Source organism: Lysinibacillus sp. FJAT-14222, assembly GCF_001278875.1.
Classification (GTDB): domain Bacteria; phylum Bacillota; class Bacilli; order Bacillales_A; family Planococcaceae; genus Lysinibacillus; species Lysinibacillus agricola.
The window spans coordinates 136,093-151,596 of the sequence record NZ_LIYL01000034.1 but is presented as its reverse complement, the minus strand read 5'-3'; the positions used below and the strand labels follow the sequence as shown (position 1 = coordinate 151,596).

Sequence of the window (15,504 nt, the reverse complement as noted above, 5' to 3'; positions counted from 1 at the left end):
GATGTTACCAGCAAAAATTGAACTTCAATTAGATAAAAAGCAGATTCAACAACATATCGAAAAACAACTCGACGAGTCTATTCAAGCGCAGCTTTGGCTCGTATCGGTGGAGCGGCTTGCACAGTTAACGGACATGTCAAAGCGGTGGTTAGAGGATGAGATACTAAACGATCCACGGATGAGAGCTATCGAGCGTAAAAAGAATCGCAAACGTTGGTATTTGGCGCAACAGGCTTTCGAGGTAATAACTGAAATCACATCAGAATGGTAAATAAATAGCTTGGCGGCGTATGCATAGAAATTAACAAATGATGTGGCTTTGAAAGAAGGTAAAAACGATTGCAGCCCATTCATGGTGAAATGTTGACACAAATAAAACTCAAGGTGGTGAAATAGATGAATGAAGAATATTTAATTGGTCATATAACTGTGCATTTTAGCGTAGATATTGTTTCCTTAGTGCACAAAGTACATGGCCGTTTTTCGTACATGGATTTAGTAGAAGGTGATCTTATCGAAGTAAAGGAGGATGACCAATACAAGGTTATTACTATTAAAGATATATTAGAAACACTTGTTGAAGACGATTCAAATCAGGTATGGAATCACGGTTCATCAATTTATGAAGGGGTTCAAGTTAGGGTGAAACTAGATCCTCAAGGAAACAAACTAGCTGTTTTAACTGAAAAGAGCCTAAAAATAAATAAAGTAATGTTTGCCCTTAAACAAGGGTTCATAACTCATGAAGAAGCTACACAAGCATTTTTGCAGCTTGAATTAAAAGACGATCATTAAAAGCAGGTGAGGTGATGAATAAAGGAGCATTCCAAGTCAGTCGAACGATATTTGAAAATGATGTGTGGACTGATGTAGTTAAGTTTAGATTGTTTTTCTACATTCTTGGTAAAGCCACCTTTTCTGAAAACGGAATAAAGCATGCTGGTATTCATTTAGAAAGAGGGCAATATCTACGTTCTTTAAGGAGTCTTCAGGATGATTTGGCCTATAGAGAAGGTAGAGGAAATGCAGAAAAAAAGTATCCTCTAACGACCATTCAAAGGAAAATTAAATCACTTGAAAAAGAAGGTAGAATAACAACGAAATCAACAGAATATGGAACACTGTTCACAGTCGTTAACTACGCATTGTATCAAGGTTTAGGCAACTATAAAAACGATTCAGTGGAACAGCAATGGAACAGTGATGGTACAGTAACGGAACAACGATGGAACAATAATAAGAAAGAGAAGAAAGAAAAGAATGATAATAAACATATTCATGATCTATTCGATCATTATTGTTCTAAAAATATTGTAAATCATCAAAAACTATCAGAGCCTATGCAAAGAGCAATCAATGCAAGATTGAAAGATTATAGTTTTGATGAATTAAAAAAAGCGATTGATAATTATGCAATCGTATTTGCTAGTGATGAATATTGGTTTACACATAAATATTCATTAGCGGACTTTATGAGAGACAAAGATATTAGGAAATTTGTTGAAGAAGCAGATCCATTAAGCAACTTTAAAAAGGATAAAAATAATAATGATTTTAGACAGAAACATGATCCAAGAGATAAAGAAATAGCATTCCAACGATGGATGCAAGACGGAAATGATCCAGATAATTTTGATTGGAGTGATTGAAAAATAAGTTATCAAAAGTAAGAAGCGAGGATGATATCAATGGAACTATTAAAACACTTAACAAGAGCAGAGAAAGTAAAAATTCGTAAAGCTGTTGTAAAAGAATTGGCACGTTATCGACTTTCAAAATTTACTGTAGAGAATTCAGATAATGATAATGTTGCCTTTCACCAAATGATTGAACGAGCTATTGAGAGATTACCGACACCAGAACGCTTTCTAATTGAAGCAAGGTATTTGTCAGCTAATAGTGAATACTTGACAGATTATAACGTCTACAATTTAAAGTTTGATCCACCAATAAGTTCAGTGACTTACACAAAGATTAGAGATACAGCTCTGATAAAGATTTCATTGTTTTTAAATCTTGATACAGGTGTGAAAATTGAAGATTTAATTCACACAAACTATCCAGTTGAGTTTAGTTGAAAGGAGGGTGTGCTGCATGAACCAAACCACAATTTCAGAAGATTTCGGTGAACAATTAGCACTTATTACAGCTGACACACCTTATGCAATTGAAAGTGATTCAGATACTTTTGTTTCAGAACTAGAACAAAAAGTAAGGAAGTATATGTATTCATTGTGGATGGATGCTCAGGCAAACAAACTAGCAAACTATTTGGAGAAAAGACAAGCAGCACACTTTGCTCAGCTGTACGAATTTAGTTATGGCGTGTCTATGTATGATAGCGATCAATCTATTTCGAGTAGGTCGGATATTCTAGCATTTATGATTATTGACGAGAAAGCATCTTACAAGAAACGGCTAGAACGTATTAGGCTTCAATACAAACGTTTTAGAGAGATATGCGAACTATTAAGTGTAGAAGATAAAGAACTGTTTATACGCTATTTTGAGCAGTCTCAGAAGGTAGACTATGAGACTTTAAGGAATGCTGTGATTAGAAATCTAACAACAATAAATGTAAGGTACAGCCGTGATGAACAAACGGCAATACCTAAAAAGTGAGGGAATTGAATTATGAATGAAGTACGTTGCACCACATGTAGTAAGCTTTTATTCGCAGCTGATGTCCAACATGAAGCGTGTAAAGAATCGCCTAATATTGAGATTGTCTGTGTTCGATGTAAAACCAAGAACAAATATAAAAGAAAATAATTTAGAGACTCATGAAGTCCAGTAGCTGCACAGCGATGTGTATGTTATTGGGCTTTTCTTTATTAGGGGGTGTGGTAGTTGAGTTCAATTAGAAGTCCGGCCAGCTCATGGGTCCTTCTGAGACTTTTTATCCGTGCGGGGCTTGCGAGCCCCAAAAGTGGTCTATTTTTATTCAAAAAATTTTACTTTCGCTTTCGCCTGTGGGAGCTAAAAGTCATAACTTTGAAAAAAGCACTTCATCTAATGCTTTAAAAAATGAAGCAAGGATCTAAGTATAAAAGCGAAAGTAAGGTGTGTATACAAAACGAAAGTAAAGAAAGGAATTGAGAAAATGAATATTAACATACGCGGTCCAATCATTTCAGATAGCGAGCAGCAGATTTACGATTACTTCAATATTCCTGCTACTAGTCCAGGTGTAATTAATAAACAACTGGAAACTGCTAAAAAAACAAGGTCAACGAAAGTGAACGTTTTAATAAATAGCGGGGGTGGTTCTGTTTTTAGTGCCTCAGAAATTTATACAGCACTTAAATCATTTTCTGGAGAGGTAGTCGTTCAAATTGTGGGTGTGGCTGCATCTGCAGCGAGTGTAATTGCGATGGCCGGTAGCCATGTTGAAATGTCCCCAACGGCTCAATTAATGATTCATAACGCAAGTGTTTCTGTACATGGTGATTATCGTGAAATGGATCATACAAGTGAGTTTCTCAAAAATATTAACAAGTCTATTATGAATGCTTATACTGCCAAAACTGGTTTAAATGAAGCGAAATTAAAGTCCATGATGGATAAAACAACTTGGATGAATGCCCATCAAGCATTGGAATTACGCTTTATCGATTCTGTGATGTTTGAAAACGAACAAAGTGCTACTGCAAGCATTAACATACCACATTTAGTGAATGGTGTATTACCACCAGAGGTTATTGAAAAAATGAGAAATCAGTTATCAAATAAGCGCTCATTCACTGCATCCAATACAACAGAAGATTCTAAATCAACAGAGAGGCAACTGATAATGGCACACGAAAATATGTTAAAAGACAAACCTGTGATTAATTCTTTGCCAAAGAATAACCCTCCTTCATATAGCCGTGAAGAAGGTGAGTATGCAATCAATGTAATGAAAACAATGAAAAATTTGAATACAAAAGGGATCAACACTAATGATCTTACTACAAATGAGGTTTTGGAAGTTCAAGGTCTAATTGAAGCATTTGTAATTAAAAGCTAATTGATATGTTCAGAAAAAATTATTTTTTTAAAAGAAAGGTGATTACTCATGTCTAAAAAAACAGAAGCAATAGAGGTTGTAAAAAGCACATTAAACAATTTTTTTGATGAAACTATGAATACAATAACCGCCGAAAAACAGCGTTATAGAAATGCTGAAAATAAAGTAATTGATGAAATTAAAGATTTATTAAAAAATGCGACATCTGCTACGCTTCATCTTAGAAATAAAGTAGATGATATTAAGGGGAATATTGAAGAATTATCAGAGCAACAGCAAAAATTAGCGCAAGATTTAGCGGTAAAAGAAATTAAAGGCGATCATAAGAGAGCTACTGAATTAGAAGAGGAATTAACGAATGTAACTGCAAAGAAAATGGCTGTTCAAATGAAACTAGACGTTTTAGCAAAACAAGAAACGGATATCAGTGTAGATGAAAAACAAAAATTCTTAACATTAGTCAATTCATTTAATAATATTGTGTTCGACTCTTCACCTGTGCAAAAAGGGTTGGATATGTTAGATAGTTTAATTCAGCAGTTAACGTCTTATAAAGAACAAGTCTCACGTGAAAAGTACATGGCCACTCAACAGCCAGAATTAGAAACTATACTAAAACGTGTGAATACTGATACTCAACTGGTGGATGCCATCGTTACTTATGAAGCTCGTCAATATATTAAAGAGACTAAACAACACAAACTACACAATTATCCAGAAACCCGATTTATAGCGATGTGGTTAAATGATGAACAAAGTGGTACTTTCACAGAATTCTGTCAGAAATACCATCACATAGTATCAAATCCAAGTAATGAATTAATCTATTATGTAAATCGAGGTATTCGACACAATGGTGATCAATACAAAATAGGCAATGTATTAACAACATATGATTTAAAACGATTTAAACCAGAAGATATAGAGAGTTTAGTAGAAAGTGGTGCAATTAGCTCGGAAAGATAATGACAGGTTCGCTTGTAACTCTATTTAGTTTGACAGGGCCACTCTTTATGAGTGGTCTTTTCAAATGGTTAAGTGTGCCAAGGTTTATAAATGAAGTTTATATATGGGTTTTTAATGAGTAGGAAGCCCGTACAACGTTTTTAATGATGAAAAGGTATAAATATAAGCGTAATTGTCAAAAAGGGTGAAATGAAGCTCGAAATAGGTAAAAATAATTGTAGAATTCAAGTACCCGCTTTGAACTGTTAATGTATAATATAGGAAAAATATAAAGGGTGATGGTTTTGAGTTTGAAAGGATATACATTTAAAGATGCTTCAGATTTTATTTATTATTTAAATCATTTATTAATTCTTACTTATAATAATTTAGAGGTTTATGAAAGGTTAATAAATAAACTAGGTAGATATATAGAAGAGAAAAATTTGATTGGAGACCAACAACAAATTATTACTTCCATTGATTATGAAGAATTTCGAGCAATGTTAGGTTACCAATCAAATTATTTAAACAATTTGATTGGTGATCATGCAGCATTTGGCTGTTCATATCAAAATTATAGGAAAAATATTGAGTTAAATGCTGTTGAACTTAATTTAGGATATGTTGAGTTATCGCAAGATCAAAGGGAAGATTTGAATAGAGTTACTACGGCTAGGAATTGGGGTAATCATGTACCAGTATCATTAATTAATTCTACTTTGCAAAAAGCTTATAATGTACCAATCGACTTAACAAAACCTATATATACTGCTCATTTTAATAATTATGATGGTGCTTGGTTAATAGATATGTATCAGAGTAGTTTAAATAGTTTGGAAGGGTATAAGATTATTTTTGAAACAATGAAAGAAGACTATTCAAAATTAACTGGACACCCATGTACTATAGAAAAACAGTTATATGAAATTCGTGATATGAGAGATTTGATAATCCCAAAAATTTCTGCAGATATTCAAAGTAAAAAAGGAATAACTAATGAAGATATTCGTAAAGAATATGAGCAAAACTAATCTAATAAGATAATAATGAAATGTACTTCGTTTTAAATTCTAATTAATTTTAACACATATAAACAAGTGACCAGGCACTCGTTAGATCGAGTACCTGTTTTTTTGTGTTTATTCACTTTGTAATTCCTTTTCTCGTGCTGCTATCAGATGCTTTAATCGATCACTGTTTTGCTAAAAATTTCTATTGAAAAAGCCACTCTTTTGAGTGGCTTTTTGAGGACTTTTAATTATAACGAATATCTATTTGTACACCTAATGATAAATTAGAGTTAGTTACTACCTTCTCCTTGTCTTTTTCAAAATCATACTCAATTTCTTTGGTTTTCCCTCCGACGTATTGAGCTACTATATTAGAAATCTCTTTATTCTCTAATATATTTTTAAGTTTTTTTGTACACTTTTTCGGAACATAACCAACATGGATTACATCATCGTTGCCGTAATCAATCAATATTTTTATCGCATTTTCGTCATATTCGTTAGTTGGTTCTGGGATGAATTGTATTTCATCATTGGCAAACTCTAAATCTTCAAATTCACGAATTTCAAATACATAATCTAAAATATCTTTATTAGAATATCCTCCATAAAGATCTATACTATTTTCTTCACAATACAATTTCCCATATCGTGTTAATGAACGCTGTATATCTTTATTTTTATCGTTTTTCATTGTTACACCAGCAACATTAAAGGTAAATAAAGTGTGTTCAACTGACGCTTGATTATGGTTGATTGTAGATACGTCTACTTTTAACTTAACAGCAGAATCTTTTCTTTCTGGCTCTTGCTTTTCAATAGGTGTATCAATTGTTTGCTTTTTAGAGAATAATTTTTTAAACCAATTCACATTAACGACCTCCATTTATATCCTATTTTAGGTAAATGAGAGTAAAAAGTACATGCAAAAAAACAGACAACTGTGATTAGTTATCTGTCTCATCAATAGTTTTTGATTGATTAGTTTTTTCAATTACTTCCTCAAAGGCTGCTTTAATTTCTTCAAGCGTATAACCAGCTTCAAGTAATTCCTGAGTAGTTTGTTCTAGTCTGTTCATTTAATTATCCTCATTTAATTTTTGTTTATCTCCAAGATTAATAATATTGAAATTTGCTAAAAGTATCAAAAGAACCGTATTTGTAGGGACATATAGTAAGGCTGTAGAGCGTTTGAAGAATAAGTCGACCAAATTTATTATCTGTGGAGAACAAAACACAGAGATAGCGTTCGGTGCCGTTTTACAACTGACTTAATGACCGTGATAGTCTTCTACAATCAATAGTTCAATGTGAACCATCGTTAGATAATTGGCTGGAATGGTAGGAGAGGAAATAGAGATAGGAAAATATTACCGAATAAATAGAATGTAAGGTATTATTAATTTAAAGGAGGTTTTTTGGGAATTATGGAATATCTATAAATACAATAACTGTTCAAATTTCCAAATGCATATTTAATTAATGACGCATGAAACTAAGGAATAGGAGAAAATAATATGTATTTTTCAATTAACGCTTATAAGTATTTACTTGGTCTTGAAGATACTTTTCGTTTAACTAAAAACGGAGAGTGGAGAAAACAAGAGGATTTTAAATTATTTGACAAAGAAAAAGATATGTTTTTTGAAAGTTTTCAAGCGGCTGATAATTGGTTAAGAATTAATAGACCCTTAACTATCAATGGCGAAAACGTTGAAAACGATGAAACTGTAACCGATCTATTAAATGATAATTATTCGTTTGAAATTGTTGCGCACCGTATTACGAAAATAAAAAATCCGATTTTTTCTAGGGAACAATTAAAAGAAGTTCTTATTAACGGTAATGATAATTATTCAAATTCCCTCGTAATCGATTATGAAGGTACCCCAAAGTTAATACCTCTTATTTCTATAGCACCATTAGAAGTTATAGAATATCCTGTTCGTTTTGAAACATTTAATGCGGGAAATGGTTATGTTGGAGTTCAAAGTAATTTGAATCATTTAGATCAAACTTACTTAGCGTTACTGGAAGCCTGGTATATGCACGTGGAAACAGGACGCTCATTCTATCGTGACTATGTGAGTGGTGATTTATCAGAAGAAGAGTTAATTTCTAATATAAAACACGAAGCAAATCAATTAGCTTAAGCTTCTTTGTCTAGTAAATTGGAGCTCTTTTTTAAATAAATCATAAATAGCCCACCCCGTGATGGGTGGGCAATAGAATAGCTTTTATCAAAACACTTACTTCGGTAGGTGTTCTTTTATTGTGGTCAATTATAAAATGTGAAAAGTGTAAGTAAACATGGCAAATTGGAATCAGGTACACCAGCAATGTTTATAGAGGCAAAAGCATTTTTAACACAGGCTGTTAAAGAGAGTGTTATTTAGCAAGTCATATAAATGATTTAAAGAATCGTACGATGACAACGGATTGCTTGTTAGTCTTTATATTACAATTCTGCAAAGACGAATTAAGTAAAAGTAAAGACCGCCTTATCCACTGATTATTGTGGAGGGCAGTCTTTTTGTTATTATTTTACATAGTAATAACTTGCTTTAATTTGTTCTAACTCCCATCTTTCGTTAGAAATATAAAGAACTCCATTTTGTTCAGAGACTACATTACCGTTAATAACTAACTCATTATCCAATGCGTCTTTAATAACTATTTTTTCAATTCCACGTTTATTATTTTCAGTTAGTTCTCTTATGTTTTCTGCAACGTAGACACTTATTCTAGGAATTAAAATATATGTACCAATTACTAATAAACCTATTGGAACCAATGTTATTTTTTGTGTATTCTTAAGAAACAATAGAGGAATCATTTTTTGCCCAATTTCTAAAAAATCACTTAATTTAGGGAATTGAATTTTAGAATCAATCATTTTATCTTTAAAACAAAATGTTGATATACCGCTAATTATTACAGTACCACTTATCCAAATAGTAATTGTCACAGAATTTTTTAATGGAAAATATATATTAAACATACCCAATAACATTATTACAAAAAGTGTGGTTGGTGGAATAATAAATAATAATTTTAAAAATGTATTCTTATATGGTATTTTTCCAACAATCAAACAAGAAAGAATAAAGGATACAATCAATAATATCTCTAAAGTTTCTTCTTGATCATTAATTTTCGTCAGGAAAAAAATAAATACTAAAAATGAAACTATAATACTAACTGAAAAACCACTAATAATTTTAAACGGGTTCTCTATAAGTGTTTTAGCAATTAATACTGACCCAGCTATTGATAAAGGTAAAGTCCAGATAATTGAAAAATTTAATATTGAATCGAAGTTTAATTTAGCAACAAAAAAATATGTAAGAAGGACATGAAAAACACAAAGCGCTACAATAGCTATAATTTTTTTTATCCATTCTTTTTCCGTTATTAGGTAAATTATATACATTAATAATGCTGAAGAACCAGATATTATAATTCCTGTATAAGCTATAGTCTTGTAGTGAAACGGAATAAACCATCGTATTATTTCAAAGTTAGAACTATAAGAATCGGAATTCCCTCCAAAGTAATATCCATATAAAAAAGAATATGTTGTTAAATAGGAAAGGGATAGTATGACTAGCATAGCTAAACTTATTATTCCGAAAACCTTAGAAATACGTATAGCTTCTTCAAATCTTTCTAATTTTTGTTTGTTAAATTGGTAACTTACCGAAGCTCCGGTGAATAATTCCCATTCTAAATTTCCTAAATCACTTCTGTTTAAATAGTATGCTAAATTTGTTTGTTCGAAAATTGCATTTAATTTGTCTAAAAACACATTTTCGGAATAAAAAGAATTAATTATTTCCAATATTAAATCTAAAAAATAATAAAATGGCTTTTCTTTTTTTATCTTTTCAAAATACATTTTTATTAGTAAATCATTATTAGAGTTACTTTTATCAGTACGCATAGTTGTTAGAGAAGATAATTTTTGTTTTATATCTTCTAGATGTTCATTCTTTTCACTGAATAAGGTGATTAAAAGTTCGATTAATTCTATAGGTATTTCGTTAGTTTTATATTTATTTGATTTATATAGTCCGTAATTAGGATGTTTTTTCAAGAAAGGTGAGTCGACTTCAGTCATAAAATAAATCCCCTTTTATTGTTAGTTATCAAATATATTGATCAATAAGTGTGACTTTCTATATGAATAACCATATTTAAATAAGATCCTGTTTTGTTTATTCATAGATATTCAATTTGTAATAAAGCTTTATTTGGAATGCTTTTCCCATAGCCGTCAAAACAAGTATTGCAGTCTAGATTCAACTCAAGACTATGATATTTGTGATATAGAAAATTAATTACAACTCCTAAGTGATACTCTTCTACGTCTGTAGTTTCAAATTTAACAATACAAGGTAAAGTAACTTTCTTAAATTTTGTTAACAAATCAAAACCATACTTTTCTTGGAATGGAAAACAAATATCTTCAATAATCTCTGGAACACCTAAATAATTGTGATTCCCTATTTCTTCTGAGTGGAATGCCACTTCACGTATAAGCATCGCAAAGGGCCCGCCATGTATCTTATCAGAGGCCTTCATTCTGTATAAAGAAGCAAAATGGCTAGGACAATCTGATTCCAATGACTTTCTGAAAATATTCCATTCATCTTTAGGTAAAAATCCTTCCTGTAAAGTAAACAGCAAATCCCAAAGGTTTTCTAAATTATCATTAAGTGAAAGTAGTCCTTCTTTAAAATTGTTGAATGGGGTGGTTCTGGATAGATGGAACCAAAAAGTTTTATCATATTGGAATTGAGAGAAATTGCTCATCTCTTTTATTTTTTTTAAAAAAAGTGCGTCAGCATCAATCCAAGTATTATCTTCATAATAATCGTCTAAGTCGAATCGATTAAACATATCTATCAGATCTTTTTTCTGAATACCTGTTATCACCTTAATTGACCCAAACATAGTATTATCATTTTCACAATCTAAAATCTTCATCTTACAACCTCCCTCTATATTTCCATTTTAGGAAACTATGAGTTGGAAGTACACATAAAAAAACAGACAACATTAATTGTTATCTTCTTCCACATTTATAAAATGTCCCACCGCAATGTCTTATTGTTTAAATCACGAAATCCATTGGGCGAGTAAGCGTGAAGCTATGAAATTATAATCTTAATCATTTATCTTTAAATCTTTTAAAACATGCTCTTAATAATTAATATATAAATTAAGCAGCTGCAGAAATGTAGTTGCTTTTTATATTGCCCAAAAGAAAAACACTTTCAGCTGCATGATCAGCCGAGAGTGTTTTTTGTCATTCCTCGATTAATTCCAATAAATCACTAATCTCACATTCAAGCGCCTTACATAACGCACCTAACGAATCACGTTGGTACTGTTTAGCATCATCGTTATACATTTTACGAACAGTTTCAAATTTTAATCCAGATATTTCGGCGCATTTGCGAATGGACATTCCTTTTTCGTCTAAAATTTTCTTCAAATTCGATTTTGCACGTATCCCCATTAAGACACCTCACTTAATTGATAGTTTAAGTATATAAAATAAAAATACAAATGACAACAAAATATAGTTGACAACAAAATATAGTCAATGGTATATTTGTGACAATAAAACATAGTCAATTTCGGAAGACCATCAAAGATTAGTCGGTGAATGGACAAGAAATAGCCGACATGCTGCAGGGAAGAGAGGTGAAACACTATGACATATTTTGGTTTTACAATTACGCGTGAGGATGAAGCGAATTTTCCTCAATTCTCGAATGTAACAGAGGCACGTGCTTATTTCCAAAAGCGCTATGGTGACAATTACCATTTGGGTGATTGGGAGTATGTTGATTTTGTAGGAAAGGTTTATTTTGACGATGTAGACGGACAACCAGTACAAATCGGTGAAGATGGTTCGGTCCATGTAGTTTATTAATTTCTTAGGTAGTAGAAAGTGAGGTGAAAACGGTGGCATTTGAATACTTAGCAACTTACAAAACATTTGATTCAATAGCCGACATGGATTCGGCTGTTGAGAACCACATGGCAACACACTACTACGATTTGACTGAATCAGAACGTGCCATCGTTTTCAAACTTGCTAGTCATGCTTTGGAATACCCAGGAGCATGTCATTTAAAAGCTGCAACAATTGCTACATCATTGGAGATAAGCACGAAGACAGTTTATCGTGCTATTTCAAAACTGGAATCACTAGGTATTATCAAGAAACAGAAAACTACGAAGGAAAAGGGAGGTCGTGGTGCAAACATATATATTATTTTGCCCAGCCAATCTGAAACATGCGAAGATCCTGCTGAGCCTATCGAGGAATGTGAGGTTGTTCCATTACAAGAAGCCTATAACATGGCTCATGCCGATAGGGAAGCATGCAAAGAGTTCATGAATGAGTATCAACAAATGCTATTTGAATTTATGCATTCATTACCTATCCCAGATAACTTTAAGGATGATCTACATAAAGTGGTACTAGCATCTAATGTAAGTAACATTCAGGAATTCATATTGGCCAAGAACACCATTTTTAAAATGGCTCAAGATATTAAAGAAGGTGTACTGACAGTCACTAAAACAATACGTGCCATATTCGTAGGAGCTCATAAGAAGGCATTACAACGTAGAGAGAGTCATCCCACAAATACATCATCTATAGGTCAAAAACCTTTAAATGTGCATACAGTGCCTTTCTACAACTGGCTAACTGATAAAGATGGACCAACAGAAACATTTTAATAAGAAAGGAAGTGAATGCAAATGAAAGTAACGGTTAAAGAATGGCGTGTAATGTCTGATTGTAACAAACAATTACTTTTGAAGGCAGTCGCAACTAAATAAAACATAGATGAAAAGGGGAATAAGAGCATGCAGCAACATACACAACACATATTAGAAACAGTCGTACAAGAAAATAGCCACAGTGTTTATGGATTATCAGCGCAAATGATTCAATTAAAAACTGTACAGAATGAAGTAGCTCGTTTACTAAATAAACTTGATGACATTACACATAAAGGTTGGCATGAAGATCGGGGCCTAGCATGTATATCTATTTTACAAATTCAAGATTCAGTACGTTTAATTGATATGGCTTTCTATCCATTGTTTAAAGAAATGTCACAAGAGGTTGATACCCTTAACATTCACGCCCAGGAACTATTTGAGACAGTGATTGAAAATGAATCTGAGCAATCAAGTAGGGCAACTCCTAAGCTTGATATAAACAGCGTAGAAGGTTGGAATGCTTTTGCCATGGAAGGAAACATAAAAACATTCACAAAAGAATTTGGTAGGGAACCAGAAAGCTTTGAGGAAGTGTTAACGTATATAACTGAAACCGTAAATAAGGTTATGGATAAAAACGAGGAAAATAAAAAAGCCGATGCGCTAACATCGACTAATGAAAACATTGCAAATTGACTTTATCAAAAACAGAGAGCAGCTTCAACTATTATTGTGACTGCTTCCATTGATACAAACCAAGATTAAGTTGGAAGTAAGTTTTTAACTAGAAGGAGTTTACTCTTTAACATAATTAAAACTGTAAGTGTTAAATAGTTAGATATATATTAGTAAATTAGAACAAACCTCTACTTTGATTTAAAATTGAGAAGTATTGAAGTTGCCAAAAAATGATTTTTTGGGTAAAATGAGTGCAAAGAGAATGGGGGTAATGTTCGTGGATGAAATTAAGGTACCAATCGATTTAAATAAGTTTATTGATTCACAAGTTCCGAAATCAGTTAGAAGATTTATTGTGCCAATGATTCAACAAGCTTATGAACTTGTTGAAGCTAGCATACAAGAGGTGTCCTTTTTAAAATGGGCTTTAGGCAAGATGCACAGGGGGCATTTAGATCACTTAGCGGTTCAATTTGTTTTATATGAGGCATGTAAAAAAGGAACGCTAGGGAACATTACTGCCCAAATTATGCCTAACTCTATTAAGTCAGCCTATCATGTAGAACTACGCACATCAAATGTAATTATATGTATCAATAGAGCTAAGGATGAACATACTACTGCAAGAAAAGCCATATATCGCTCTTTTTTACAAACAAAAAATCAACTGTATTACCATTTTGACAAACAGGAAATACAGGAGGAGCCGGGATATTTAGAATTAACTCATAATCATGTTGAAGGTGAGGTTAGTTTTATTAATATCGGTGTACCTAATGGAAAAGGAAGATGGGTAGAAAGAATTAATCTTACTAAAGAACTATATGCTCTTGACGGTTCTGATAAAGAGAAAGAAAATGAAATTGAAAAAGAACAACTAATTAGATTTAAAAATTTTGCTCAAGGAGTGCTTGAGGATGGAGGGAAAAGTTAATACAGATAAAGTTTTCCAAGGAGAGAGATTGAAAGAAGCAAGAGAAGCAAGAGGTTATACGATAAGAGAATTGACAGAGAAGATAGAATTAAATAATCATCAGACTCTTTCCAAATATGAAAATGGTAAGGCTATTCCACCTGCTGAAGTTTTATATAAAATAATGAATACATTAGATTTCCCATTTAATTATTTTTTTGAAAAAGAAAATTATGATGACATGAATAATATTGTTTTTTTTAGAAGTAAAGCAAGTACCACGGCTAAATTAAAAAAGATGCATGAAATTAAAATAGAATGGGTTATAAGAATTTTTAATTATCTTGAAAGTATCGTCGATTTCCCACAATCTGATTTGCCACAAATCGAAGAAAAAGAGCCGAGCTTTTTTAAACCTAGAGATTTTGAAGAGATCGAAGAAATTGCTTTAAATATGAGGAAGAGATGGAATTTAAGTAATGGACCTATAACAGATTTAACTCATTTGTTTGAAAAACATGGAATAGTAGTAAGTACTATTGATTCAAATGACTATTATGTTGATGCATGTTCAAAGTGGGTTGGAAATCGGTTATTTATTCTTGTTGGAAATGAAAAAGCATCACCTTCTAAAATTAAATTTACATTAGCGCATGAATTAGGGCATTACCTATTACATCATAATATTACAAAAGAAGAATTTAATACTAAAAACATCTATAAACGCATGGAAGAAGAAGCTAATCATTTTGCCTCTGCATTCCTTTTACCTGCAGAAGTATTTTCAACTGAATTGGTTACCCATACAATGGATTACTATTTATTATTAAAAAGAAGATGGCAAGTTTCTATCCAAGCCATGATTTATCGTTCTAAGGAACTTAACCTTATAAACGATTATCAAGCATCTTATTTGTGGAAACAAATTTCTAAAAGAGGATGGAGAACAAAAGAGCCCTATGATGATGTATTATTAAAAGAAAGGCCCATTTTATTGAAAGAGGCTATTGAATTAATCAATACACATAATGTGAAAACAAAAGTAGAGCTACGTGACGAAGCTAAACTAAGTGCCGATGATATTGAAGCAATAGCTACGCTTCCACAAGGGTATTTCAGTCAATATACAGGCAAAGATAACGTTATTTTCTTTAAAAAAAATTATTCATCCTAAGATTCTTTATTGTTAAAAATTA

19 protein-coding genes are annotated in these 15,504 nt (G+C 32.1%); 14 read left to right on the top strand and 5 right to left on the bottom strand.

Going from position 1 to position 15,504, the window contains the following annotated elements:
* Nucleotide 1: 1 nt before the first annotated feature.
* The 8 genes from AN161_RS15570 to AN161_RS15535 all read left to right on the top strand — a co-directional run bounded on the left by AN161_RS15570 (nucleotide 2) and on the right by AN161_RS15535 (nucleotide 5,988).
* Nucleotides 2–271 carry a hypothetical protein gene (locus AN161_RS15570; protein WP_053595254.1) on the top strand — a complete coding sequence of 90 codons (270 nt, stop codon included), beginning with the start codon at nucleotides 2–4 and terminating at the stop codon, nucleotides 269–271.
* Nucleotides 272–396: 125 nt separating this feature from the next.
* Nucleotides 397–795, top strand: a complete 399-nt coding sequence (locus AN161_RS15565; protein WP_053595253.1) for a hypothetical protein — start codon at nucleotides 397–399, stop codon at nucleotides 793–795.
* A gap of 14 nt (nucleotides 796–809) precedes the next feature.
* The gene (locus tag AN161_RS15560; protein WP_053595252.1) at nucleotides 810–1,649 is read left to right on the top strand and encodes a hypothetical protein; all 840 of its coding nucleotides are present in this window, start codon (nucleotides 810–812) and stop codon (nucleotides 1,647–1,649) included.
* Nucleotides 1,650–1,688: 39 nt separating this feature from the next.
* Entirely contained in the window at nucleotides 1,689–2,078 is a 390-nt protein-coding gene (locus AN161_RS15555) for a hypothetical protein (protein WP_053595251.1), read from the top strand.
* Between the two features lie 16 nt (nucleotides 2,079–2,094).
* Nucleotides 2,095–2,622 carry a hypothetical protein gene (locus tag AN161_RS15550; protein WP_053595250.1) on the top strand — a complete coding sequence of 176 codons (528 nt, stop codon included), beginning with the start codon at nucleotides 2,095–2,097 and terminating at the stop codon, nucleotides 2,620–2,622.
* A 481-nt stretch (nucleotides 2,623–3,103) separates the two neighbouring features.
* Nucleotides 3,104–4,009 (top strand): head maturation protease, ClpP-related, encoded by a 906-nt coding sequence (locus AN161_RS15545; RefSeq protein ID WP_053595249.1) that lies wholly within the window; start codon nucleotides 3,104–3,106, stop codon nucleotides 4,007–4,009.
* 48 nt (nucleotides 4,010–4,057) lie between these two features.
* Entirely contained in the window at nucleotides 4,058–4,975 is a 918-nt protein-coding gene (locus AN161_RS15540) for a hypothetical protein (protein ID WP_053595248.1), read from the top strand.
* A 284-nt stretch (nucleotides 4,976–5,259) separates the two neighbouring features.
* The gene (locus AN161_RS15535) at nucleotides 5,260–5,988 is read left to right on the top strand and encodes a hypothetical protein (protein ID WP_053595247.1); all 729 of its coding nucleotides are present in this window, start codon (nucleotides 5,260–5,262) and stop codon (nucleotides 5,986–5,988) included.
* Between the two features lie 223 nt (nucleotides 5,989–6,211).
* Here the strand turns inward: AN161_RS15535 and AN161_RS15530 are convergent, their stop codons facing one another.
* Nucleotides 6,212–6,838, bottom strand: coding sequence for an HIRAN domain-containing protein (locus AN161_RS15530; protein ID WP_053595246.1), 627 nt, complete (start codon nucleotides 6,836–6,838; stop codon nucleotides 6,212–6,214).
* 76 nt (nucleotides 6,839–6,914) lie between these two features.
* Nucleotides 6,915–7,046 carry a hypothetical protein gene (locus AN161_RS31075; protein ID WP_277815953.1) on the bottom strand — a complete coding sequence of 44 codons (132 nt, stop codon included), beginning with the start codon at nucleotides 7,044–7,046 and terminating at the stop codon, nucleotides 6,915–6,917.
* 438 nt (nucleotides 7,047–7,484) lie between these two features.
* On the opposite strand from AN161_RS31075, the gene AN161_RS28920 reads away from it, so the two are divergent.
* On the top strand, nucleotides 7,485–8,120 hold the full coding sequence (locus tag AN161_RS28920) for a hypothetical protein (protein ID WP_075807263.1): 636 nt from the start codon (nucleotides 7,485–7,487) through the stop codon (nucleotides 8,118–8,120).
* Nucleotides 8,121–8,506: 386 nt separating this feature from the next.
* Here AN161_RS28920 and AN161_RS15520 read toward each other — a convergent pair whose 3' ends face one another.
* The 3 genes from AN161_RS15520 to AN161_RS15510 form a co-directional block, all read right to left on the bottom strand.
* Nucleotides 8,507–10,087 (bottom strand): hypothetical protein, encoded by a 1,581-nt coding sequence (locus AN161_RS15520; protein ID WP_053595245.1) that lies wholly within the window; start codon nucleotides 10,085–10,087, stop codon nucleotides 8,507–8,509.
* A gap of 101 nt (nucleotides 10,088–10,188) precedes the next feature.
* Nucleotides 10,189–10,956 carry a hypothetical protein gene (locus tag AN161_RS28245; protein ID WP_053595244.1) on the bottom strand — a complete coding sequence of 256 codons (768 nt, stop codon included), beginning with the start codon at nucleotides 10,954–10,956 and terminating at the stop codon, nucleotides 10,189–10,191.
* Between the two features lie 322 nt (nucleotides 10,957–11,278).
* The gene (locus AN161_RS15510; protein ID WP_053595243.1) at nucleotides 11,279–11,491 is read right to left on the bottom strand and encodes a helix-turn-helix transcriptional regulator; all 213 of its coding nucleotides are present in this window, start codon (nucleotides 11,489–11,491) and stop codon (nucleotides 11,279–11,281) included.
* A gap of 198 nt (nucleotides 11,492–11,689) precedes the next feature.
* Here AN161_RS15510 and AN161_RS15505 point away from each other — a divergent pair, with 198 nt between their 5' ends.
* From AN161_RS15505 to AN161_RS15485, 5 genes are all read left to right on the top strand, one after another.
* Nucleotides 11,690–11,911 (top strand): hypothetical protein, encoded by a 222-nt coding sequence (locus AN161_RS15505; RefSeq protein WP_053595242.1) that lies wholly within the window; start codon nucleotides 11,690–11,692, stop codon nucleotides 11,909–11,911.
* 32 nt (nucleotides 11,912–11,943) lie between these two features.
* Nucleotides 11,944–12,729 carry a helix-turn-helix domain-containing protein gene (locus AN161_RS15500; protein WP_053595241.1) on the top strand — a complete coding sequence of 262 codons (786 nt, stop codon included), beginning with the start codon at nucleotides 11,944–11,946 and terminating at the stop codon, nucleotides 12,727–12,729.
* Between the two features lie 129 nt (nucleotides 12,730–12,858).
* On the top strand, nucleotides 12,859–13,413 hold the full coding sequence (locus tag AN161_RS15495; RefSeq protein ID WP_053595240.1) for a hypothetical protein: 555 nt from the start codon (nucleotides 12,859–12,861) through the stop codon (nucleotides 13,411–13,413).
* Nucleotides 13,414–13,672: 259 nt separating this feature from the next.
* The gene (locus tag AN161_RS15490; protein WP_241774576.1) at nucleotides 13,673–14,329 is read left to right on the top strand and encodes a hypothetical protein; all 657 of its coding nucleotides are present in this window, start codon (nucleotides 13,673–13,675) and stop codon (nucleotides 14,327–14,329) included.
* Nucleotides 14,313–15,482, top strand: coding sequence for an XRE family transcriptional regulator (locus tag AN161_RS15485; protein WP_053595239.1), 1,170 nt, complete (start codon nucleotides 14,313–14,315; stop codon nucleotides 15,480–15,482). The genes AN161_RS15490 and AN161_RS15485 overlap by 17 nt, the downstream gene beginning before the upstream one ends.
* Nucleotides 15,483–15,504: the final 22 nt, after the last annotated feature.